The organism is Microbacterium azadirachtae (assembly GCF_025583665.1).
Lineage (GTDB): Bacteria > Actinomycetota > Actinomycetes > Actinomycetales > Microbacteriaceae > Microbacterium > Microbacterium azadirachtae.
Genome location: NZ_CP099706.1, coordinates 2,937,086 through 2,957,139, shown reverse-complemented (window position 1 = coordinate 2,957,139; position 20,054 = coordinate 2,937,086). Strand labels below are relative to the sequence as shown.

The 20,054-nt window shown below is 71.4% G+C and carries 22 protein-coding genes; 12 read left to right on the top strand and 10 right to left on the bottom strand.

Translation table 11 applies throughout. From position 1 onward, the window contains the following. Positions 1–194 precede the first annotated feature (194 nt). On the top strand, positions 195–2,489 hold the full coding sequence (helR, locus tag NFX31_RS14070) for an RNA polymerase recycling motor ATPase HelR (RefSeq protein WP_276553866.1): 2,295 nt from the start codon (positions 195–197) through the stop codon (positions 2,487–2,489). A gap of 9 nt (positions 2,490–2,498) precedes the next feature. On the opposite strand, the gene NFX31_RS14065 is transcribed toward helR, so the two are convergent. After that, positions 2,499–3,503, bottom strand: a complete 1,005-nt coding sequence (locus tag NFX31_RS14065) for an ArsR/SmtB family transcription factor (RefSeq protein WP_262955991.1) — start codon at positions 3,501–3,503, stop codon at positions 2,499–2,501. A 76-nt stretch (positions 3,504–3,579) separates the two neighbouring features. On the opposite strand from NFX31_RS14065, the gene NFX31_RS14060 reads away from it, so the two are divergent. Genes NFX31_RS14060 through NFX31_RS14050 form a run of 3 tightly spaced genes read left to right on the top strand, consistent with a single transcriptional unit; the run spans position 3,580 to position 4,935 of the window. After that, complete coding sequence (locus tag NFX31_RS14060; RefSeq protein ID WP_045249954.1) at positions 3,580–3,936, top strand: cupin domain-containing protein; 357 nt, start codon at positions 3,580–3,582, stop codon at positions 3,934–3,936. A 26-nt stretch (positions 3,937–3,962) separates the two neighbouring features. Continuing rightward, positions 3,963–4,256 carry a DUF4287 domain-containing protein gene (locus NFX31_RS14055; RefSeq protein ID WP_045249953.1) on the top strand — a complete coding sequence of 98 codons (294 nt, stop codon included), beginning with the start codon at positions 3,963–3,965 and terminating at the stop codon, positions 4,254–4,256. A gap of 31 nt (positions 4,257–4,287) precedes the next feature. Continuing rightward, positions 4,288–4,935, top strand: coding sequence for a dihydrofolate reductase family protein (locus tag NFX31_RS14050; RefSeq protein ID WP_045249952.1), 648 nt, complete (start codon positions 4,288–4,290; stop codon positions 4,933–4,935). 51 nt (positions 4,936–4,986) lie between these two features. Here the strand turns inward: NFX31_RS14050 and NFX31_RS14045 are convergent, their stop codons facing one another. Continuing rightward, positions 4,987–5,304 (bottom strand): DUF4229 domain-containing protein, encoded by a 318-nt coding sequence (locus NFX31_RS14045; protein ID WP_045249951.1) that lies wholly within the window; start codon positions 5,302–5,304, stop codon positions 4,987–4,989. A 132-nt stretch (positions 5,305–5,436) separates the two neighbouring features. Here NFX31_RS14045 and NFX31_RS14040 point away from each other — a divergent pair, with 132 nt between their 5' ends. The 3 genes from NFX31_RS14040 to NFX31_RS14030 all read left to right on the top strand — a co-directional run bounded on the left by NFX31_RS14040 (position 5,437) and on the right by NFX31_RS14030 (position 8,360). Beyond that, entirely contained in the window at positions 5,437–5,805 is a 369-nt protein-coding gene (locus NFX31_RS14040) for a PLDc N-terminal domain-containing protein (RefSeq protein WP_045249950.1), read from the top strand. Then, entirely contained in the window at positions 5,802–7,430 is a 1,629-nt protein-coding gene (gene menD, locus NFX31_RS14035; protein ID WP_045249949.1) for a 2-succinyl-5-enolpyruvyl-6-hydroxy-3-cyclohexene-1-carboxylic-acid synthase, read from the top strand. The genes NFX31_RS14040 and menD overlap by 4 nt, the downstream gene beginning before the upstream one ends. Before the next feature lie 72 nt (positions 7,431–7,502). After that, the gene (locus NFX31_RS14030) at positions 7,503–8,360 is read left to right on the top strand and encodes a polyphosphate kinase 2 family protein (protein WP_420847414.1); all 858 of its coding nucleotides are present in this window, start codon (positions 7,503–7,505) and stop codon (positions 8,358–8,360) included. 17 nt (positions 8,361–8,377) lie between these two features. Here the strand turns inward: NFX31_RS14030 and NFX31_RS14025 are convergent, their stop codons facing one another. Then, a complete protein-coding gene (locus tag NFX31_RS14025) occupies positions 8,378–9,643 on the bottom strand; it encodes an isochorismate synthase (RefSeq protein ID WP_082072171.1) in 1,266 nt (421 codons plus the stop codon). A 65-nt stretch (positions 9,644–9,708) separates the two neighbouring features. Here NFX31_RS14025 and NFX31_RS14020 point away from each other — a divergent pair, with 65 nt between their 5' ends. The 4 genes from NFX31_RS14020 to NFX31_RS14005 all read left to right on the top strand — a co-directional run bounded on the left by NFX31_RS14020 (position 9,709) and on the right by NFX31_RS14005 (position 13,588). Continuing rightward, the gene (locus tag NFX31_RS14020; protein ID WP_045249948.1) at positions 9,709–10,302 is read left to right on the top strand and encodes a DUF402 domain-containing protein; all 594 of its coding nucleotides are present in this window, start codon (positions 9,709–9,711) and stop codon (positions 10,300–10,302) included. Between the two features lie 101 nt (positions 10,303–10,403). Continuing rightward, positions 10,404–11,066 (top strand): class I SAM-dependent methyltransferase, encoded by a 663-nt coding sequence (locus NFX31_RS14015; protein ID WP_082072168.1) that lies wholly within the window; start codon positions 10,404–10,406, stop codon positions 11,064–11,066. A 46-nt stretch (positions 11,067–11,112) separates the two neighbouring features. Next, complete coding sequence (locus NFX31_RS14010; RefSeq protein WP_045249946.1) at positions 11,113–12,174, top strand: polyprenyl synthetase family protein; 1,062 nt, start codon at positions 11,113–11,115, stop codon at positions 12,172–12,174. A 40-nt stretch (positions 12,175–12,214) separates the two neighbouring features. Next, positions 12,215–13,588 (top strand): FAD-dependent oxidoreductase, encoded by a 1,374-nt coding sequence (locus NFX31_RS14005; protein WP_045249945.1) that lies wholly within the window; start codon positions 12,215–12,217, stop codon positions 13,586–13,588. Between the two features lie 48 nt (positions 13,589–13,636). Here the strand turns inward: NFX31_RS14005 and NFX31_RS14000 are convergent, their stop codons facing one another. Continuing rightward, entirely contained in the window at positions 13,637–14,071 is a 435-nt protein-coding gene (locus NFX31_RS14000) for a hypothetical protein (RefSeq protein WP_156156722.1), read from the bottom strand. A gap of 77 nt (positions 14,072–14,148) precedes the next feature. Here NFX31_RS14000 and NFX31_RS13995 point away from each other — a divergent pair, with 77 nt between their 5' ends. Then, on the top strand, positions 14,149–15,219 hold the full coding sequence (locus tag NFX31_RS13995; protein WP_045249943.1) for an alpha/beta hydrolase: 1,071 nt from the start codon (positions 14,149–14,151) through the stop codon (positions 15,217–15,219). Between the two features lie 36 nt (positions 15,220–15,255). Here the strand turns inward: NFX31_RS13995 and NFX31_RS13990 are convergent, their stop codons facing one another. The 6 genes from NFX31_RS13990 to NFX31_RS13965 form a co-directional block, all read right to left on the bottom strand. Further along, complete coding sequence (locus NFX31_RS13990; protein WP_045249942.1) at positions 15,256–15,909, bottom strand: GntR family transcriptional regulator; 654 nt, start codon at positions 15,907–15,909, stop codon at positions 15,256–15,258. Between the two features lie 168 nt (positions 15,910–16,077). Beyond that, positions 16,078–16,362, bottom strand: a complete 285-nt coding sequence (locus NFX31_RS13985) for a DUF1905 domain-containing protein (protein WP_262955988.1) — start codon at positions 16,360–16,362, stop codon at positions 16,078–16,080. Then, positions 16,359–16,754 carry a VOC family protein gene (locus NFX31_RS13980; RefSeq protein WP_262955987.1) on the bottom strand — a complete coding sequence of 132 codons (396 nt, stop codon included), beginning with the start codon at positions 16,752–16,754 and terminating at the stop codon, positions 16,359–16,361. Before NFX31_RS13980 ends, NFX31_RS13985 begins: the two co-directional genes overlap by 4 nt. A 500-nt stretch (positions 16,755–17,254) precedes the next feature. After that, entirely contained in the window at positions 17,255–17,899 is a 645-nt protein-coding gene (locus NFX31_RS13975; protein ID WP_156156721.1) for a hypothetical protein, read from the bottom strand. Between the two features lie 613 nt (positions 17,900–18,512). After that, complete coding sequence (locus NFX31_RS13970; protein WP_045249938.1) at positions 18,513–19,001, bottom strand: YajQ family cyclic di-GMP-binding protein; 489 nt, start codon at positions 18,999–19,001, stop codon at positions 18,513–18,515. Between the two features lie 25 nt (positions 19,002–19,026). Further along, complete coding sequence (locus NFX31_RS13965) at positions 19,027–20,046, bottom strand: LacI family DNA-binding transcriptional regulator (protein WP_262955985.1); 1,020 nt, start codon at positions 20,044–20,046, stop codon at positions 19,027–19,029. Positions 20,047–20,054: the final 8 nt, after the last annotated feature.

The following is a 20,054-nucleotide window of genomic DNA, read 5'->3' as shown; positions in this document are numbered from 1 at the left end:
TCGTAGCCGCGCGCGAAGCGCGTTCCGGCCGCAGAAGATGTCGTTCCGGTGTCGGGAAAGCGGCGGAAACACGATGGGAGCGGATCCTCGCGGACCGCTCCCTGCACTTCCAGGATACCGGAGGGGGTGGGGCTTGCGGCAAGGGCCCCCTGCGGGGGCAGACTGAGTGGCTTCGCCCAGGAACCGGAGGATCCGTGCGCTCTGAAACCACCCCTGAGACCGCCCTCGAAACCGACATCCCGACCGCGTCGTCCGGCTCGCCGGACGATCCGTCCGTCTTCGCGCTCCCGCCCGCACTCGCCCGCAAGTCGGCCCCGGCGCTCATCGCGGCGGACGACGCCCACCTCGCCGCGGTCCGTGCCCGCCTCGCGGAGGAGATCGTCGCGCTCGACGAGCGCCTCGTCGCCCTGCGCGCCGCGCGCGCCCGCCTCGGCCAGGAGGCCCTCGACCGCGACCTCGACATCCACCGATCGACCTCGCGGCTGCAGCTGCTGCGCCGGTTCGGCGTCGACCTGTGCCTCGGCCGCATGGTCGTCGCGGGAACAGGGACCGAACCGGCGGAGACCGTCTACATCGGCCGCATCGGACTGTCCGACGCGGAGGGGGGTCGCCTGCTCGTCGACTGGCGCGCGCCGGCCGCCGAGCCCTTCTTCGCCGCCACCCACGCGGATCCCGCAGGTCTCGTGAGTCGCCGCCGCTACCGCTGGTCGACCGGACCGGGCAACGCGCGGCGGATCACCGACTACTGGGACGAGGTGTTCGATCCTGCCGCCTATGCGGAGGCCGGACTCGACGCGGCCGCTGCGCTCGACGACCAGTCGGCGTTCATCGCCAGCCTCGGCGCTTCGCGCTCGCCGCGGATGCGTGACGTCCTCGGCACGATCCAGTCCGACCAGGACGCGATCATCCGTGCCTCGTCGCGCGATGCGCTCGTCGTCGACGGCGGGCCCGGCACCGGCAAGACCGTCGTCGCCCTGCACCGCGCGGCCTATCTCATGCACGCCGAGCAGCGGCTCAGCCACGGCGGGATCCTCTTCGTCGGCCCGCACCGGCCCTACCTGGCCTACGTCGAGGACGTGCTCCCGAGCCTCGGGGAGGACAGCGTGCGGGTGTGCACCCTGGCCGACCTCGCCCCGGAGGGACGCGACGGCGACCGCATGCCGGAGGAGGCGGATCCGCTCGCACGCTCGCTGAAGTCCGGCGCGCGCCTGCTCGATGCGGTAACGGCGGCCGTGCGCTACCACGAGCACGCCCCCGCGGAGCGGCTGCTCGTGGAGACGCCGTGGCGGGACGTGATCGTCGAACCGCAGGCGTGGGCCGAGGCGTTCGACGCTCCCGCGCCCGGCACGGCGCACAACGACGCCCGCGACGAGGTGTGGGACGCGCTGGTCGGCGGTCTCGTCGAGGAGTACGCCGACGAGGACGTGCCGCCGCGGCACCTCGACCGCGCGCTGCGTCAGAGCACGGCACTGCAGCGCGCCTTCGTCGCGGCCTGGCCGATGCTCGATCCGGCGGGAGTCGTCGCCGACCTCTGGTCCACCCCTGCCTATCTGCGCATCTGCGCACCGTGGCTGGACGAGCAGGAGCGGGCGGCCCTGCGACGTGGGGCGGGGGACGGGGCGGATCCGCGCGGCTGGACACGACAGGATCTGCCGCTCCTCGACGCGGCACGCGCGCTGATCGGCGACCCCGCGGCAGCACGCCGGCGTCGCCGCCAGGAGGCCGTCACCGCCGAGGAGCGCGAGTATCGCGAGCGCGTGCTGGACGAGCTGCTCGCCGCCGACGACGACAAGGAGAGCGCCGTCACCGGCTTCTTCTTCGGCGACGACAGCGCGGGGGTGCGCGAGATGCTCCTCGACGAGGACGCACTGCCGCGGCTGGATCCGGATGCGCTGGCGGGGCCCTTCGCGCACGTGATCATCGACGAGGCGCAGGAGCTCAGCGACGCCGAGTGGGCGATGCTGCTGCGTCGCGTCCCCTCGCACAGCCTCACGATCGTCGGCGACCGCGCCCAGGCGCGCCACGGGTTCGGCGAGACGTGGAGCGAGCGGCTCGCGCGCGTGGGGATCCGTCGCATCGAGCAGGCGTCGCTGCGCATCAACTACCGCACCCCGGAGGAGGTCATGACGGAGGCGGAGCCCGTGATCCGGGCCGCGCTTCCGGATGCCAACGTGCCCGTCTCGGTGCGCTCGAGCGGGATCCCCGTGCGGCACGCCGCGGTCGCCGAACGCGACGAGCTCCTCGCGACCTGGCTCGCCGCGCACGAAGAGGGGATCGCCTGCGTGATCGGCGACGACCGTCCGTACGCGGACGCTCAGGGAGCGATCGACCCGCGCGTGCGGCTGCGCACGCCGGTGACCGCCAAGGGCCTCGAGTTCGACCTCGTGGTGCTCGTGGCGCCGGACCGCTTCGGCGAGGGCGTGGAAGGGGCCGTGGACCGGTATGTGTCGATGACGCGCGCGACGCAGGAGCTCGTGATCCTGCGCTAGCGGGACCGGTCAGAGCGCGGCGCCCACCAGGGCCTCCCCGAGCGGGGCGCGCAGGTGCATCATCCGGGCGCCGTCGCGGGTGCTGACGATCAGGCCTGCGTCGCGCAGCACGGTGAGGTGGTGGGAGGCGGTGGACACGGCGATCCCCGCCTCCGCCGCCACCCGGGAGGTGGTGCGCGGCACGTGCGCCGTGAACAGGATCCCCGCCCGCACCGGACCGATCAGGGCCTCCAGGGCGCGGACGAGGTCCTCCGCGTCTGCCGCCCAGCCCGCCGTCACCCCGCGCGCGGGATAGAAGAGGGTGGGCTGGGCCGGCGGCTCGGTGATGACCATGCAGCCCCAGGACGACATGACGGAGGGCACGAGCACGAGCCCGCCGCCGCGGCAGTCCACGTCCTCGCTGTGCCGGCGCAGTCGCACGCGCACCGAACCGTCGCCCCAGCTCACCTGCGGGTGGATGCCGGAGGCCATGGCCGCCAGGCCCTCGGTCGCGATCGTGCGGGAGCGGACGGCGATATCGGATCGCAGGATCCGCTCGAGCTGCGGCCAGACGGGCGCCATCGCCGCCTCCCACACCTCCGCCCAGGCGTCGGCGATCATCGCGCGTGCCCAGGCGGGGTCGTCCTGCATGCGGCGAAGCGCATCCTGACGTCGGCCGGAGGATCGCACGACCATCTTCCCGAGATCGACGCGCATTCCCGCCAGCGGCGCCTCGCGCAGGGCCGCGAGCTCGTCGTCGGGTCCGAGATCCCAGCGGGCGGTCGTGGTGACGAAGTCGGGCATGTAGCCGTCGGCGCCGATCACGTGCGCCAGCACGCCGAAGGCGTCGCCGGGGAGCCGGTCCCGGACGTTCTTCAGCCAGCCCCAGGCCAGCGGGTACTGCTCGGGGCGCAGCAGCACGCGCACGGCGTGCGCAAGCTCATGGCCGGGCGAGATACCGAACCGCACCGCCTGGATGTCACCGGGGCTCAGATGGAAGTCGACGCGGTGGTGCTCCCACTCGACACCTTCCATGTTTCGATCCACATCGAAACTCTACGAGCCTCGCGGGGATCTCGCGAGAGTGGGAACACCACCGAGAGGACACGACATGAGCACCATCGCACCCGACGTCACCGTGATCGCGCCCGAGGAGATCCGCCTCGGGACCGGCAACGGACGACGCTTCGAAGGAGCCGAGCACGGCGCCGGCGTCTCGTACTTCTATGTCGACAACCAGCCCGGTCAGGGCTCGCTGCTGCACTGGCACCCGTACCCTGAGACCTGGGTCGTGCTCGAGGGCGACGCGGCCTTCACCGTCGGCGACCGCACGATCGCCGCGACCGCCGGGGACACCGTCACCGGGCCGGCATTCGTACCGCACCGGTTCGAGAACGTGGGATCGGGAACCATGCGCCTGATCGGGATCCACGCCTCCGCCGTCATCATCCAGACCGTGGTCGAGTGACCACCGCCTCCGAGGAGAACCAGAACATGTCGTTCCAGGCATATCTCGACGCCGTCGAGACCAAGACCGGGCTCACGCCGCGCCAGATCGTCGACCTCGCCGCCGCCCAGGGCTTCGGCCCGGGTACCAAGGCGACACCGATCCTCGAGTGGCTGAAGAACGAGTACGACCTCGGACGCGGTCACGGCATGGCGATCGTTCACGTCATCACCAAGGGTCCCGCGATCAGCTCAACCCACGTCGGAACCGATGGCGTGCATCGCGACGCCACGGATACGCTCTGGCTCGACGGCAAAGACTCGAATCCGCACCGCCCCTGAATCCCTCCCCTCGTCAGCAAGGAGCCGACACATGGCCGTTCGCGCCGACCTCAACATCTCCCTGGACGGCTACGCGTCGACCACGGATCAGACGCCCGAGAACCCGTTCGGTGAGGACTGGGGGCGCCTCGTCGCCGCCTACACCGCCACGCGCACGTTCCGCGAGCGGGTGCTGGGCGACTCCTCCGGCGAGGGCACCACGGGTGTCGACGACCGCTACGGCGCGGCCTACTTCGAGAACATCGGCGCCGAGATCATGGGCGCGGGCATGTTCGGGCTGCACAACTTCCCGGACGACCGCGACTGGCGCGGCTGGTGGGGAGAGGAGCCGCCGTTCCGCTGCCCGGTGTTCGTGCTCACCCACGACGCGGACCGCGATCCGATCGTCTTCGCCAACGGCACCGAGTTCCGCTTCCTCGCCGCCTCGCCCGACGAGGCGCTGGCGCTCGCGACCGACGCGGCCGGAGGCGAAGACGTGCGGATCGGCGGAGGCGTCGACACCGTGCGCTCCTTCCTGGCGGCAGGCCTGATCGACCGCCTGCACGTGGGCATCACGCCGATCCTGCTGGGCCGCGGCCAGAACCTCTGGGCGGAGCTGCGCGGACTCGAGAGCGACTACACCGTCACGAGCGAGGTCGCCGAGAGCGGCGTCGTGCACGTGACCTTCGCCCGCGGCTGAGCGCGCGCGGCTGGGTGCGCCCGGCTGAGCGCGCGACGCCCGGAACGCGGGTCAGGCCGCGTTGCGGGAATCCGTGCCGTTCGCGTCCGTCTCGTCGCGGTCCGCCGAGGCCTCGGCGTCCTCGATGTCCTCGTCGGTCGGTGCGGATCCCGTCTTCTCAGCGCGCTTGGCGTAGATCGCGCGCGACGCGTCGGACAGCGGGCTGCGCAGGAACAGCAGCGAGATGCTGATGCCGATGAGGGCGGCGAAGAGCGCCGCGAGCCACCAGAACTCCCGGAAGATCGGGAAGAAGAACCAGAGGATCCCCAGCGGCACGAGGAACGCCAGCAGGCGCAGCACCGAGTACACGAGAAGGGGAGGAAGTTTCACGGGTCCAGTCTAGGAGCCCGCGTTCGGGGTGCGCTGTGAGGGGCGTATGGCGTCCGTCTCGATCACATGTGCGGCAGCCGTGTGATCCCGGGGAAGTGCCCGGGCGCGAGCACGCGCGCCTAGACTGGAGGCGTGGCACGTTTCCTCGTGATCGGCGGTTTTCTGGCCGCGGTCTTCTGGGTGTTCAGCATCGTCGACTGCGTCGTGCAGCCGGCGAGCCGTCACCGCGGCGTGTCCAAGGGTGTGTGGATCGCGATCGTCGTGGTGATCCCGGTGATCGGCGGCGTGCTGTGGTTCGCGATCGGCCGCACCCGCCGCGGGCACTCCGCCGCCGATGAGCGGTACCTGCCGCTGGACGACGGGGATCCGAGTCACGCGAAAGCCGGCTCCGTGCGACGCATCAGCGAGGCGGAGCAGGAGCGGCTGATCAAGGAGCTCCAGGAGGAGCTCGCGCGGCTCGACGAGCGCGGCGACACCGATTCGCCGGGCCCCCGCCCGTGACGGCGCCTGCATCGTCGCCCGCCACCGATGCCGCCGTGCGACTGCTGACGGGGCTCGTCGAACGCGGCGTGACCGACATCGTGCTCTCGCCGGGATCCCGGTCGCAGGCGCTCGCGCTCGCGGCGACCGCTCTCGCGCGCTCCGGATCCGTGCGCGTGCACGTGCGGATCGACGAGCGGGTCGCCGGGTTCACCGCGCTCGGCCTCGGTCGTGAGTCGGGCGCCCCGGCGGCGCTGATCTGCACATCGGGGACGGCGACGGCCGGATACCTCCCGGCGGTGATGGAGGCGTTCCATGCCGGCGTTCCGCTGATCCTGCTCACCGCCGACCGGCCGCCTGAACTGCGCGGTGTCGGCGCGAACCAGGCCACCATCCAGCCCGGGATGTTCCGTCCGTGGGCGCGGCTGAGCGTGGATGCGCCCGTGCCGGGCGATGCGGAGCCGGCCGTCTTCGCGACGCTCGCCGCCGACGCCGTCGCGGCGGCCGTCGGCGCCGCGGGCGAGGGCCTCGAGGGGATCGCCGGCCCCGCGCACCTGAACCTGCCGACGCGCGAGCCGCTCTCCGGCGCGGTGCCGGATCCGCTCCGCGCGACGCGTGGACCGCTGCCGTCGTCGGCGCCCGCGGAACCGCTGCGGATCGCCGCGGGACCGCGCACCGTCGTGGTGGCGGGTGCCGATGCCGGCCCGGACGCGGCGCGGATCGCCCGTGAAGCCGGGTGGCCGCTGATCGCCGAAGTGGTGAGCGGCGCCCGGGCCGGGGACCCGCATGTCGTCCCCGCATACCGGGATCGCCTGAACGACCCGACACTCGCCGGACGGATCCAGCGGGTTATCGTCTTCGGGCATCCGACCCTGAGTCGCGAGGTCGCGTCCCTGCTGCGCCGCACGGACCTCGACATCGTCGCGGTGCGCCGCGGCGGGGAGCGGCTGAACCCGTCGGGCACCGCCGTCGACGCACGCGCGGTGGAGGTGGAGCCCGGTCCTGGGGACGCGGAATGGCTGGCGGCGTGGACCGCGCCGGTCGTGCGCGACGCAGCACCCGCGGTCGACAGCGTCCCGGTCGAGCGGGCCGTGGTGGACCGCGGCGCTCTCGTGCGCGCCGTGGGGGCGGCCGGCCGTCCGGTGGACCGGCTGCTGTTCGGGTCGTCGAGGATCGTGCGGGTGGCGGACCAGCTGCTCGAAGGCCGCGACGTGCGGGTGCACGCCAACCGCGGGCTCGCCGGGATCGACGGCACGATCGCGACGGGAATCGGGATCGCGCTCGCCGCGGAAGCGGAGGAAGCGCCCGGAGCCGGCGGCACGACCCGGGTGCTGCTCGGCGACCTCTCCCTCCTGCACGATGTGGGATCCTTGCTGCTGCCGGCCGACGAACCGGCGCCGCGGATCCAGGTGATCGTCGGGAACGACGGCGGCGGCACGATCTTCGACGGCCTCGAGGTCGCCGGCACCGCTCCCTCGGCCGACCTGGACCGTGCGTTCTATACCCCGCAGTCCGTCGCGCTGGAGCCCCTCGCCGCCGCCTACGGATGGACGTTCGTGCGCGCCGGCACGGTCGCCGAGCTGGAGCGTGCGCTCGCCGCGGAGGTCACCGGCCCCCAGCTCATCGAGGTGCCGCTGGCGCGCTGAGCCTTCGCGGTGCCGGAGCGGGTGCCGGCCGCCCTCGGGCCCCTGTGCCCGGCATGGGGCATCATGGGGACCATGAGCCAGCACTCCGCCGGGTGGACCGCCCCCGCCGCCGAAGTCCTCCGCGTCACGTCCGCCGGTCTCGCCGGCGTGGATCCGGACTCCACCCCGGGATACCAGGGCCGGAAGTCGGACGGCGCGGCGTCGCTCGCCGACGGGCTGGTGGCGCTCGGCGATCTGCAGGAGCGGCTGTTCGCGCGCTCGGCGGTGGGCGAGGCGCAGGCGAGCGTGCTGCTGGTGCTGCAGGCGATGGACTCCGCCGGGAAGGGCGGGATCGTGCGGCACGTGGTCGGCGGCGTGGATCCGCAGGGCGTCGAGCTGGCCGCCTTCAAGGCGCCGACCTCGGAGGAGCTGCAGCACGACTTCCTCTGGCGCATCGAGAAGCGTCTGCCCGCGGAGGGCAAGATCGGGGTCTTCGACCGCTCGCACTACGAGGACGTGCTCATCGGCCGGGTGCGCTCCCTCGCCCCCGCGGAGGAGATCGAACGGCGCTACGGCGCGATCGTCGAGTTCGAGAAGCGGGTCGTCGACAGCGGGACCCGCATCGTCAAGGTGATGCTGAACATCTCCCGCGACGAGCAGAAGAAGCGCCTCATGGAACGCCTGGACCGGCCCGAGAAGCACTGGAAGTTCAACCCCGGCGACACGGATGAGCGCCTGCTCTGGGACGACTACATGGCGGCCTACGACACCGTCTTCGCGCGCACCTCGACCGACGCGGCGCCCTGGTACGTGATCCCGGCCAACCACAAGTGGTACGCGCGGCTCGCGGTGCAGGAGCTGCTGCTCGCCGCGCTCGAGGACATCGATCCGCAGTGGCCGCTCGCCGACTACGACGTCGAGGCCGAGCGGAAGCGCCTCGCCGCGACCTGAGCGGATCCTGTTCCGCGTCAGGCGAGGGCGTCGACGATGGGGCGGAACTTCACCCGCGTCTCGAGCAGCTCCGCCTCCGGATCGCTGCCGGCCACGATGCCCGCTCCTGCGTAGGCGGTGAGGGGGATCGGCACCCCGGAGCCCGCGACTCCGAACTGGGCGCACCGCAGCGCGATCGCCCATTCGCCGTTGCCGCGGGCGTCGATCCAGCCCACCGGGCCGGCGTAGCGACCGCGATCGAAGGGCTCGAGCTCCCGGATCGCCGCGACTGCCGCGTCGGTCGGCGTGCCCGCGACCGCGGCCGTGGGATGCAGTGCCGCGGCGAGGTCCAGCGCGGACGCGCCGTCGCTGAGCCGGGCCCGCACGTCGGTCGCGAGGTGGAACAGGTTCGGCAGCTCGAGGATGAAGGGTCCGCCGTCGGCGTCGAGCGCCGTGGTGTGCGGGGCGAGCGAGGCGACCACGCTGCGCACCGCGAAGGCGTGCTCGTCGTTGTCCTTGGGGCTGTCGGCCAGGGCCGCGGCGGCACGGGCGTCGGTCACGGCGTCCGCGCCGCGAGCGGTCGTGCCGGCCAGCACGCGGGCCGTCACCACGCCGTCCTGCACCGTGACGAGCGTCTCCGGGCTCGCGCCGATGAGACGGTCGACCGCGAAGGCCCACGTGTCGGGGTACTCGGTGCTGAGAGCCCGTACGAGCCGGCGCAGATCGGATCCGGCCGGCACCGTGCCCACGAGGTCGCGCGCGAGCACGACCTTGCCGTACTGCGCCTCGGCGATCGCGGAAAGCGCGGCGCGCACCGATGCCTGGTAGCCCTGCGCGGTCTGCGCGCCCGGACCGAGCGTGCCCGCCCAGTGCGGTCCGAGCGCGGTGGGAGCGGGGATGGCCGATCCATCGGTGTCGCCCGAGGCCGGGGCGTCGAGCACGTGGGTGATCCACGTGCGCCCGCCGTGGCGGCCGATCACCGTCCGCGGCACGAGGAGCACGCTCTCCGCGGACGACTCCTCGTCGAAGACCAGGGCCGCGAACGCGACCAGCCCGGTGCCCGGTAGCTGCACGGTGTCGTCCACGGTCGCGGACGCGCGGATGTCGTCCCAGGCGCGAGCGAGCGCCGACGTGCGGGACTCGGGCCCCCGGGCGGCGCGAACGACGCGAGCGGTCTCGGCGCCGACCGCGACGATCCCGTCGCCGCGGCGCAACCACGCTCGCGGATCCGCGGGATCCGCATAGCCGAGCAGGTCGCCTTGGAGGTCGAACTCTCGCGTCTGAACGACCAGGCCGGCACTCACGCATCCAGCCTATTGCGTGCGGAGCCGGTCGCCTCGCGCGCGGGACCCCCGCATAGAGTGGCAGCGTGACCGCAGACCGCCCCGCATCCGGAACCGAGATCGTCTTCCAATGGCGCAAGTGGGGCGGCTCCCCGCACTGGAGGCACGAGTGCGTCTACCTCGGATCCGATGACTGGGGGGACTGGGTCGGACAGCCTGCCGGCTGGGGGAGCGAGCGCCCCGGCCGCTCGTTCACCGCCGCCGGCCCCAACGTCACCCTCGTCCCGCCGAGTGCCGACTACGCGCTGACGGTGAACCGCGACCATCCTCACGGGATGCGCATCTACATCGACCTCGCCTGGGACGTGCGCGCGGTGGAGGGCGATGGCGCGGAGGAAGGGCAGGGGACCGTGCCCGTGCTCTTCACCGGGATCGACATGGATCTGGACGTCGTGCGCGTCGAGGGCGAGCGCGGCACCTGGATCGACGACGAGGACGAGTGGGACGAGCACCGGGTCGAGTACGGCTACCCGGCCGACGTGCAGCGGCATCTGGAGGCGCTCGCCGCGGACCTCGAGCAGCGGGTGCGCGCGCAGGTGCCGCCGTTCGACGACGCGACCGCCGACCGGTGGCTCGACCGGCTCGCGGAGCTGGCGCTTCCGGCGCGGCACCTGTCCTGACCTGCGCCGGCCGCACGCCCGCACGCGCGTAGGCTGGACGGGTGACCCCGTCTGAGCCCAACCGCGCCGACCTCGGCAAGGAGCCTTCCCGCGTCAGCGGCATGTTCGACCAGGTGGCGGCCGGCTACGACCGCACCAACACCGTGATGACGGTCGGCAACGACGCACTGTGGAGGGCCGCCACCACGCGCGCGGTCGCACCGAAGAAGGGCGAGCGGATCCTCGACCTGGGCGCGGGCACCGCGTCCTCCTCGGCGTCCCTTGCGCGCAGCGGCGCGGAGGTTGTCGCCGCCGACTTCTCGCCCGGGATGCTCGCCGAGGGCAAGCGCCGGCACGGCGATCTGCCGAACCTCAGCTTCGTCGAGGCCGACGCCACCGCGCTCCCCTTCGAGGACGACTCCTTCGACGCGGTGACGATGTCGTACAGCCTGCGCAACGTGCAGGATCCGAAGAAGGCGATCGCCGAGCTCTACCGGGTCACCAAGCCGGGCGGCCGGGTCGTCATCAACGAGTTCTCCACGCCCCCGGCCAAGCTCATGCGCGGCTTCTACCGGCTCTACAACTCCCAGGTGCTGCCCCGGGTGGCCCGCCTCGCCGGAACCAACGGCGATGCCTACGACTACCTGAACGAGTCGATCCGGGACTGGCCGGACCAGCGCACCCTGGCCGGCTGGCTGCGCGAGGCGGGCTGGATCGACGTCGCCTGGCGCAACCTGTCGTTCGGCATGGTCGCCCTGCACCGGGCTCGGAAGCCGCGGGCCTGAACCGGGCGCGCTCAACCTCCCGGCGTTCGCAGGTAGGCTGGACACCGTGACTTCGAGCTCTGCCGCCACGGGTTCGCGCCTCGCGAGCCGTCTCGGTTTCAGTGACCGTGTCTTCATCGGTCCCGCCGCGCGCAAGCTCGCCCGCGAGGTCGAAGCGGGCCTCGACCTGGTCGAGTCCGGCCTCGCCGAAGACCTGCGCGTGGCCGACGCCCTCGCCGACGCCACGAGCCGCTACCTGTACGAGGCCGGCGGCAAGAGGGTGCGCCCCGTGCTCGCGCTCCTCACCGCACAGCTCGGCGGCGGCAACCTGCCCGCCGTCATCGACATCGCCAAGGCGCTGGAGCTCACGCATCTCGGCTCGCTGTACCACGACGACGTCATGGACGGCGCGGATCGGCGTCGTGGCGTCCCCGCGGCCCATGCAGTGTGGGGCAACAACGTCGCGATCCTCACCGGCGACATCCTCTTCTCCCGGGCGCTCAAGCTCATGAGCGGGCAGGGCGACCGCGCGATCCGCCTGCAGGCCGACACGTTCGAGCGGCTCGTGCTCGGGCAGATGCACGAGACCGTGGGCCCGCAGCCCGGCGACGACCCGATCGCGTTCTACATCCAGGTGCTCGCGGACAAGACCGGATCCCTCATCGCGGCCGCGACGCAGGCCGGCGTGATCTTCTCCGGCGCTCCCGCCGAGTTCGAGGAGCCGCTGCGCGTCTACGGCGAGAAGGTCGGCGTCGCGTTCCAGCTGCTCGACGACGTGATCGACCTGTCCGCCAAGCCGGAGGACACCGGCAAGGTCCCCGGCACCGACCTGCGCGCCGGCGTGCCGACCATGCCCTCGCTCCTGCTGGGAGTGGAGACGGATCCGGAATCGGTCGCGCTCGCCGCCGAGATCGACGCGGGCGTGCAGCGGATCGCGGCCGGGGAGGATCCGTCGATCCTCGACGACGCCCTCTCGCGCCTGCGCGACCACGACGTGACCCGCAAGACGCTCGACCTGGCGCGCAGCTGGACCCAGGGCGCGATCGACGAGCTCGCCGTGCTGCCCAAGGGTCCCGTCCGCGAGGCGCTCACCCGCTTCGCGGAGACGCTCGCGGACCGCAGCAGCTGACATCGTCCGGCCCGTGCCCGGGCTGCCGAAAGGAACCACCATGACCAAGCTCAGGCTTGCCATCGTCGGCGCTGGCCCCGCCGGCATCTACGCCGCCGACCTCCTGCTCAAGGCCGAGCGTCGCTTCGACGTCTCGATCGACCTGTTCGAGCAGCTGCCCGCGCCGTACGGCCTGGTGCGCTACGGCGTCGCACCGGACCACCCGCGCATCAAGGGCATCATCACGGCGCTGCGCGACGTGCTGGACCGCGGCGACATCCGGCTCTTCGGCAACGTGAACTTCGGCACCGACATCACCCTGGACGACCTCAAGCGGCACTACAACGCCGTGATCTTCGCGACGGGCGCACGGCGCGACACCGGGATGGACATCCCGGGCGTCGACGCGATCGGATCCTACGGCGCTGCCGACTACGTCAGCTGGTTCGACGGGCACCCGGACGTGCCGCGCGAGTGGCCGCTGGACGCCGCGAGCGTCGCCGTCATCGGCAACGGCAATGTGGCCCTGGACGTGTCGCGCATGCTGGCCAAGCACGCCGAGGATCTGCTCGTCACCGAGGTCCCCGCGAACGTGTACGAGGGGCTGAAGAGCAGCGCCGTCACCGACGTGCACGTGTTCGGGCGCCGCGGCCCCGCGCAGGTGAAGTTCACCCCGCTCGAGCTGCGCGAGCTCGGCGAGCTGCGCGACGTCGACATGGTCGTCTACGACGAGGACTTCGACTACGACGACGCCTCCCGCGACGCGATCGCGAGCAACAAGCAGGTCATGGTCATCGACCGCGTGCTGCAGTCGTGGCGCAAGCGCGACTCCGTGAACAACGCGGGCGGCACCGCGTCGCGCCGCCTGCACCTGCACTTCTGGGCGCGTCCGGTCGAGGTGCGCAAGGACGAGACGGGCCGCGTCGCGGCGCTCGTCTACGAGCGCACCCGCCCCGACGGCACCGGGGGCGCGGTCGGCACCGGCGAGCTGCGCGAGGTGCCGATCCAGGCGCTGTACCGCGCCATCGGCTACTTCGGCTCGCCGCTGCCCGGCGTCCCCTTCGACAAGAAGCACGGCGTGATCCCGAACCGCGAGGGGCAGGTGCTGGCGAAGGACTCGAACCAGCGGGTGCCCGGCATCTACGCGACCGGCTGGATCAAGCGCGGCCCGGTGGGCCTGATCGGGCACACCAAGTCCGACGCGATGGAGACCGTCCGCCACCTCATCAACGACCAGGGGTCCTGGTGGCAGCCGGAGGACGCGTCGGAGGAGGCGATCCCCGCGCTGCTCGCCGAGCGCGGCGTGCGCTGGACGGATCTCGACGGCTGGCACCGCCTGGACGAGCATGAGATCGCCCTGGGGGCGCCGGAGGAGCGCGCCCGGGTCAAGGTCGTTCCGCGCGAGGACATGGTCCGCATCTCCCGCGGGGAGTGACGGATCCCGGTCGCCTCGAGCGCCTTGGCTCGGGGCGTCACGGACGGGCTACTTCTTCGGCGTGACCTCGACAGTGAAGGCGACGTGTGCACCCGAGGCGCTGTTGTCCATCGTGACTTTCGTGGTGCCGGTCGTGATCGGGGAGAGTCCCGGGTTGAACTGCGCGGATCCGTCGTCCTTGCCGGGCGTGAACGACACGATGTTCGGATCCTCGATCTTCGCGGTCCAGTGCGTGAAGTCGGCGGTGTCGCCGGTCAGCACGATGACGTTGTCGAGCGGGACCGAGACGGTGGTGCCGTCGACGGTTTTCAGATCGGCCATGATCGGCGGGAGCTGCTGCGCGCTCGGCGCGGGGGTGACCGATGCGGGCTCGGTGGTCGCGGCGGTGCCGCCCGTCCCGGAGCAGGCGGCGAGGCCGAGCGCTGCGGACGAGATGAGGATCCCGGCCAGCACGGCCCGGGAGCGGGGAAGTCGGCGGTGCATGGTTCCTCCTGGTGGGCTGTGGCCCCAGCGTAGGGGACGCGCCGCGCGCACGGCAGGGGCGCCGATACGCTGAGGTCATGACCGCCGCACCGGATCCGCAGGGATGGGTGCCCGACGTGCTCGGCGAGGAGTTCTTCCAGCTCACACTGCCGCTGCGCGCCGACGACGAGGGCGAGGTGGTCGCGACGCTGGTGCGTGCTCTCCCGGAGCGCACCGCCTGGCAGCGCCTGTTCGGCGACCGCCGCACGCTCGCCGACACCGACGTGCTCTACGTGCACGGCTGGTCGGACTACTTCTTCCAGAAGAGACTCGCGCGATTCTGGACGGGCAGAGGGGCGCGCTTCTTCGCGCTCGACCTGCGCAAATACGGGCGCAGCCTCCGTCCCGGGCAGACCCCTGGGTACATCTCGGACCTCGCCGAGTACGACGAGGACATCGCGGCGGCGCTCGCCGCGATGACCGACGGACAGGGTGCCGCGCCGCGCCGCCTGGTGCTGCTCGGCCACTCGACGGGCGGACTGACGCTGAGCCTGTGGGCGGCGCGCAACCCGGGCGTCGCGTCGGCGGTGATCCTGAACAGCCCGTGGCTGGAGTTCCAACTGCCGCGGTTCACTCGCGAGACGATCGCGCCGCTCGTGGGGCTGCAGGCCAAGAGGCGTCCGCTCGACCGGGCGCCCCAGGTGGATCTCGGCTTCTACACGCGCGCGCAGAACGAGGTCGCCGATCCCGAGGATCCGATGGACGTGGATCTCGCGTGGCGGCCGGCGCAGACCATGGCGGTGCATGCGGGCTGGCTGAACGCGATCCTGGCCGGACACGCGAGCATCGCCGCGGGCATCGACATCGGCGTTCCGGTGTGCGTGCTGCTCTCCGCGCACAGCGCCTATCCGACGTCGTGGTCCGAGGACCTGACCCGTGCGGACAGCGTGCTCGTCGTGGACGACATCGCCCGCGCCGCGCTCAAGATCGGGCACTCGATCACGATCGAATGGATCGAGGGCGCGCTGCACGACGTGTTCCTCTCGCGGCACGAGGCCCGCGAGGAGGCGTACGCCCGGCTCGGTCACTGGGTCGACGGATGGGCGGCCGCGGACTCGGCCGCGCGGGCGGCGGCGTCGCGCGAGGCAGGCGCGCCGGGCGTCGACTGAGCAGCGGAACCGCCGCCGGACGGCCCGACGCGCCGCTCAGGCGACGTGGTGCATCGCGCGCAGGAAGTGCTCGGCCGCGTGACCGTCCCCGGCGAGGATCGCCTCCGCGAGTGCGGCGTGGATCTCCCGCATCTGCTCGCGCTCGGCGCCTTCCACCGTCCACGGGCGGAGGTTGCGCGACAGGGGCATGCTCGTCTGGTCGAGCACCGCGTCGAGGATCTCGTTGTCCGAGTGCCGCGAGAGGTACTGCAGGAGCTCGCTGCGCCGCGCTGCGAGGACCGTCGGGTCGTCGAGGCCTTCGTCCAGGGCGCGCGCCAGTGCGGCCGCCTGCTCCCGTTCGGTATCGGTCAGCCGCGGCACCGCGATCGCGGCGACGGCGCCGCCGAAGTATCCCGCGTACTCGAGGGTCTTCTCGGTCAGCTGCGGAGGCACCTCCGTGACCTGGGTGTACCGGCTCGGGTGCATCTCGACGAGACCGACCCGCTCCAGCCGCTGGAGCGCCTCCCGGATCGGCATCCTCGAGACGCCGAACTTCTCTGCCAGCTCCGCGTCTCTGATGCGGTGGCCGGGCGGCAGGGTGCCGTCGATGATCGACGCCCCGACCCTCTGATAGACCTCGTCGGCGAGAAGCTGTTTCGGCGCCCCCAGAAGCGCCCGGCCCACGCCGGATTGCGGACCGCGTTCGTCCATCACTACCCCCAAGTAGTTTCCCCAGAACAGCACTATCCCACTCCGACCAGTCAAACCCAAATATCGGTTCGGAGCGTCGAAGCGAACGCGCGTTCTGCGACGCTGAAACGCTGTTCCGCGACGGCAAGGGTGTTTTCCGTGCCGAACGGTCCCGCGACGATCGGCGGCTCAGCCGCGACGTCGCGTGAGGTGCACGGTCACCTCGTCGCCCTCGCCCCGCCCGATCGCCCGGCGGACGGCGGCCGAGATCGGGAGCTTGTGCGTGCCGTCTCCGAGCGCCATGAAGGCGCCGTCGAAGGGATGGCCGTCGACCGTGCCCGACACCTTCACCAGGCCGCGCGTGCCGAAGATCCGTGCCGAGTCGGGCAGCTGCACGCAGATCCACGTGTCGCCCTCCCGCACGCGACCGAACATGGCCGTGAAGGCGATGTCCAGCGGGCCGACGGTGCTCACGACGCCGCTCCGTCCTGGGCGGGGGCGGGGCCGGTGACCGAGAAGGCGTTTCCATCGGGGTCGCGCCAGGCGAACATCGGCGGGACCCCCGGCCAGCGCAGGATCTCGTCGACCTCCACACCCGCGGCGAGCATGGCCGCGTGCGTGGCGTCGACGTCGTCGGAGGTGAACCGGATGCCGATCGCGCCGCGATGCACCTCCGGATCCGCCGGCTCGAGCGTGAGGATCACCTGCTCGTCGCCCGGTGCGAGCTCGATCCAGCGCCCGCCGTTCGGCGTCGGGGTGTCGCGCAGCACGGCGAACCCCAGTCCGCGGTAGAACCGCAGCGCGGCGTCCTGATCGTTCACCGGGATGCTCACCGTGCGGACGCCGGTGATGTGGAAGTCGTCCATGACATGTCCCTTCGGAGGTCGTCGGTTCCGTTCACGGAGATGACGAACGAGGGGCGCTGCGATCGACAGCGCGGCCGGAGCGGTCGATTCGCGCGAGGATCCGGTGGCTCCTTCCCCCCTCGGTTGGAGCCACCGGCCGTTCGCCCTTCCCCAGAAGGCGAACGTTCGGCATCGAGAGGGGAGTCCCGATGCCCGGTCGTCGGGGAACCAGAAGGGGTGGCTCCGGACGACACGTTCTGCGCCCGGCCGACGCGGGAAGAGGGGAGTATGCGGTGCGACCGGCTGGGACAACCGGCCGCACCTACCACCCCCCCCCGTGGCGCTGCACAGCCCGGGAAAACGCTGGTCGGCATCTGGGAGCCGGGCAGCGCGGAAGCCGTGCACTGGATGAGATCACACGAGAGCGATCCGATTACGCGGGTCTCCTGCGTCTCCGGAATCTTGTCGCGAAAAGGTCGAATCGACGTCAACCGACGTCGCCTTGCGACATTCTTCCCGGCTCAGACGGTGGCGGTTCCGCTGAAGTTGACGGTGCCGGCGCCGAAGGCGACGAGGCCGGTCGCGACGCCGTGCAGATTCCACGTGAGCACCATCGGGCACTGGATCGAGAGGCCGATCCCGTACTGGAGCGTCGTCTGCACGGTGACGGTCAGCTTCGTCGGGACGTCGGTGTAGTTGCCGAAGCCGCCGACCGCGCCGCCGTTGGGCAGAGACACATTGGTGAACACGAACGCGCCCGGCATGGCGCCGACGGTCGAGATATTGCCCGCGCCTGCCCCGAGGCCGACCGCCGAATTGTAGGTCTTGCCATCGGACATCGTCAGCGTCGCCTGGGTCACGATGTAAGTGAAGGCCGGCTGGAAGATGTTCGTGAAGCTGATCCCGCACTGCGTGGCGTCCAGGCCGAAGATCGACGGGAACGCGATCGTGCCCTTGTTGCCGGCGACGACGGCCTGCGAGGTCCACGCACCGGAGATGATGCCTCCGATGATCGGGAACCCGGCCTTGATGCACGTCGGACACGCGGGCGTGGATGCAGAGGCGAGCGGCATGGCCGCGGCCGCGGCGACGACCGGGATGCTCCAAGCGGCGCCCTTGACGACAGCGCGGCGATCGATGTGCTTCACAGTCTTCGTTTCAGACATGTGTTTCCTCCCCAGGAACGGTGATGACTCGGCACGACGAATGACGCGGCTATCGCGTCGGGTATTCGCCGTGCTCGGCTCATCCTTCAGGGGGAGGGTCGACGGAGGGCGACCCCGTGACGGGGGAACGTTGAAAGTTGTCGCCAGGACGACCTTCGGGCAGATCCGCGCCTGTCGACACGCTCAACGATCAGCAGGGGTGGGCGCATGCGCGTGTGCGTCGGCGTGCGTGTGAAGCGTCGCCCGAACGGGCGTCCAAACGTGACACAGGACGCGTTGGCGCCGATACCGCGACGTCAGCGGAGACACGGCGGTTTCGTCGCTGTGGGGGAGGTGGTGGCTCCGTCGACACGGACGGAGCCACCAGCAGGGTTCGCGGTCCCCATGATGCGAACCCGCCGGCACCGGGGAATCGGATACCGGGTGCCACCGAGAACTGGGGAGTTGCCCCGGCGGCGGAGCCACCGTAGCCCCCGGCAGGACGCGGCAACTGGGCGCCTGTCGCCGGAACGCGGGAACATGTCGCAGGGGCGACGGTTCGAGCCGCCCGACGTGCCGATTCTGCGGACTCCTTGCTGACCGTGGCTCGAGATCCTCGATCAGTCGTTCTCCTCTACCGGAAGTTGATGAACTGCAGATCCAGGTCGAGGTCGGATCCCTTGAGCAGCGCGATCACGGCCTGCAGGTCGTCACGGCTCTTGGACTGCACGCGCAGCTCGTCGCCCTGGATCTGCGACTTCACCGACTTGGGGCCCTCGTCGCGGATGATCTTGCCGATCTTCTTGGCGTTCTCGGAGCTGATGCCCTCCTTGAGGGTGGACTCGAGCCGGAACTCCTTGCCGCTCGCCGTGGGCTCGCCGGACTCGAGGCTCTTCAGCGAGATGCCGCGCTTGATGAGCTTGGACTGGAACACGTCCAGCACGGCACGCGCGCGCTCGTCCGAGTTCGCCAGGATCACGATCTTCTCGCCGCTCCACGCGATCGACGCGCCGACCCCCTTGAAGTCGTAGCGCTGCTCGATCTCCTTGCGGGCCTGGTTGAGGGCGTTGTCGGCCTCCTGACGATCCACCTTGGACACGATGTCGAATGAGCTGTCAGCCATACAGGCAGTGTAACGAGCGACGGCGTCAGGCGGTTCCGTGCACGGCGCCGCCGGGGCGCGCGGTCGACGAGCGCACGACGAACCGCGGAGTGAGCGTGCGGTGCTCGGGGGCGGCTCCGGGATTGTCCAGCTGCGCCAGCAGGAGGTGCGCGGCGAGGCGGCCCTGACCGGCGGGATCCTGAGCGAGGGTCGTCAGTCCGAAGAACGCCGAGAGCTTGTGGTCGTCGATCCCGACCACGGAGAGATCGTCCGGCACCCGCAGCCCGAGGTCGCGTGCGGCCAGGATGCACCCGATCCCGATCTCGTCGCTCGCGGCGAAGATGGCGGTCGGCCGGTCGTGGGCGAGCAGCGCCTTCGCCGCCGCGTAGCCCGAGGGGATGTCGAAGTCGGCTTCCCAGAAGCCCGACTCCTCCCCGTCGAGGCCCGCGGCCCGCATGGCGGACAGCCACCCGTCGTACCGGGCGTCACCCAGCTGGAAGGCGCTGGCGATCGTGCGTCCGGCGCCGACGTACGCGATCCGGGTGTGTCCGAGTGAGAGGAGGTGCTCGGTGGCGAGCGTCGCCATCCGCGCATTGTCCACGTCGACCGCGGTGGCGCCGTCGATGTAGCCGCCGATGCTGACGACGGGCTTGCCGAGGGCGCGCAGCGCGCGGATCTCGTCGCCGGTCAGCTCGATGCTCGCGGCGATGAGGCCGTCGATGCTCGCGCGGCGCAGGGAGCTGCCGAACACCTGGTCGCGCTGCGAATCGTTGCCCTGCAGGTCGTAGAGGGTCACGTCGTAGCCCTGGCTCAGCAGCACCGATTCGATGCCTGTGAGCAGGTCGGTGAAGAACCAGCGGTCGATGAAGGGGACCATGAACCCGATGTGCCGGGTACGCCCCGACGCGAGACCCGACGCGTTGGACGAGATGACGTAGCCGAGCTCGGCGGCCGCCGCGAGGACCTTCTCCCGGGTCGCCGCCGACGCGGTCTTGCCGTTCAGCGCTCGCGACACCGTCGCCGTGGACACACCGGCGAGCCGCGCCACATCGGCGATGTCAGCCACGGGGCCTC

What these genes read in the sequence shown, in the direction of transcription:
- NFX31_RS14065 (WP_262955991.1), bottom strand. Translation starts at nt 3,503, where the DNA reads ATGGAAGGTGTCGAGTGGGAGCACCACCGCGTCGACTTCCATCTGAGC.
- NFX31_RS14060 (WP_045249954.1), top strand. Translation starts at nt 3,580, where the DNA reads ATGAGCACCATCGCACCCGACGTCACCGTGATCGCGCCCGAGGAGATC.
- NFX31_RS14055 (WP_045249953.1), top strand. Translation starts at nt 3,963, where the DNA reads ATGTCGTTCCAGGCATATCTCGACGCCGTCGAGACCAAGACCGGGCTC.
- NFX31_RS14050 (WP_045249952.1), top strand. Translation starts at nt 4,288, where the DNA reads ATGGCCGTTCGCGCCGACCTCAACATCTCCCTGGACGGCTACGCGTCG.
- NFX31_RS14030 (WP_420847414.1), top strand. Translation starts at nt 7,503, where the DNA reads ATGAGCCAGCACTCCGCCGGGTGGACCGCCCCCGCCGCCGAAGTCCTC.
- NFX31_RS14015 (WP_082072168.1), top strand. Translation starts at nt 10,404, where the DNA reads ATGTTCGACCAGGTGGCGGCCGGCTACGACCGCACCAACACCGTGATG.
- NFX31_RS14005 (WP_045249945.1), top strand. Translation starts at nt 12,215, where the DNA reads ATGACCAAGCTCAGGCTTGCCATCGTCGGCGCTGGCCCCGCCGGCATC.
- NFX31_RS14000 (WP_156156722.1), bottom strand. Translation starts at nt 14,071, where the DNA reads ATGCACCGCCGACTTCCCCGCTCCCGGGCCGTGCTGGCCGGGATCCTC.
- NFX31_RS13995 (WP_045249943.1), top strand. Translation starts at nt 14,149, where the DNA reads ATGACCGCCGCACCGGATCCGCAGGGATGGGTGCCCGACGTGCTCGGC.
- NFX31_RS13990 (WP_045249942.1), bottom strand. Translation starts at nt 15,909, where the DNA reads ATGGACGAACGCGGTCCGCAATCCGGCGTGGGCCGGGCGCTTCTGGGG.
- NFX31_RS13980 (WP_262955987.1), bottom strand. Translation starts at nt 16,754, where the DNA reads ATGGACGACTTCCACATCACCGGCGTCCGCACGGTGAGCATCCCGGTG.
- NFX31_RS13975 (WP_156156721.1), bottom strand. Translation starts at nt 17,899, where the DNA reads ATGTCTGAAACGAAGACTGTGAAGCACATCGATCGCCGCGCTGTCGTC.
- NFX31_RS13970 (WP_045249938.1), bottom strand. Translation starts at nt 19,001, where the DNA reads ATGGCTGACAGCTCATTCGACATCGTGTCCAAGGTGGATCGTCAGGAG.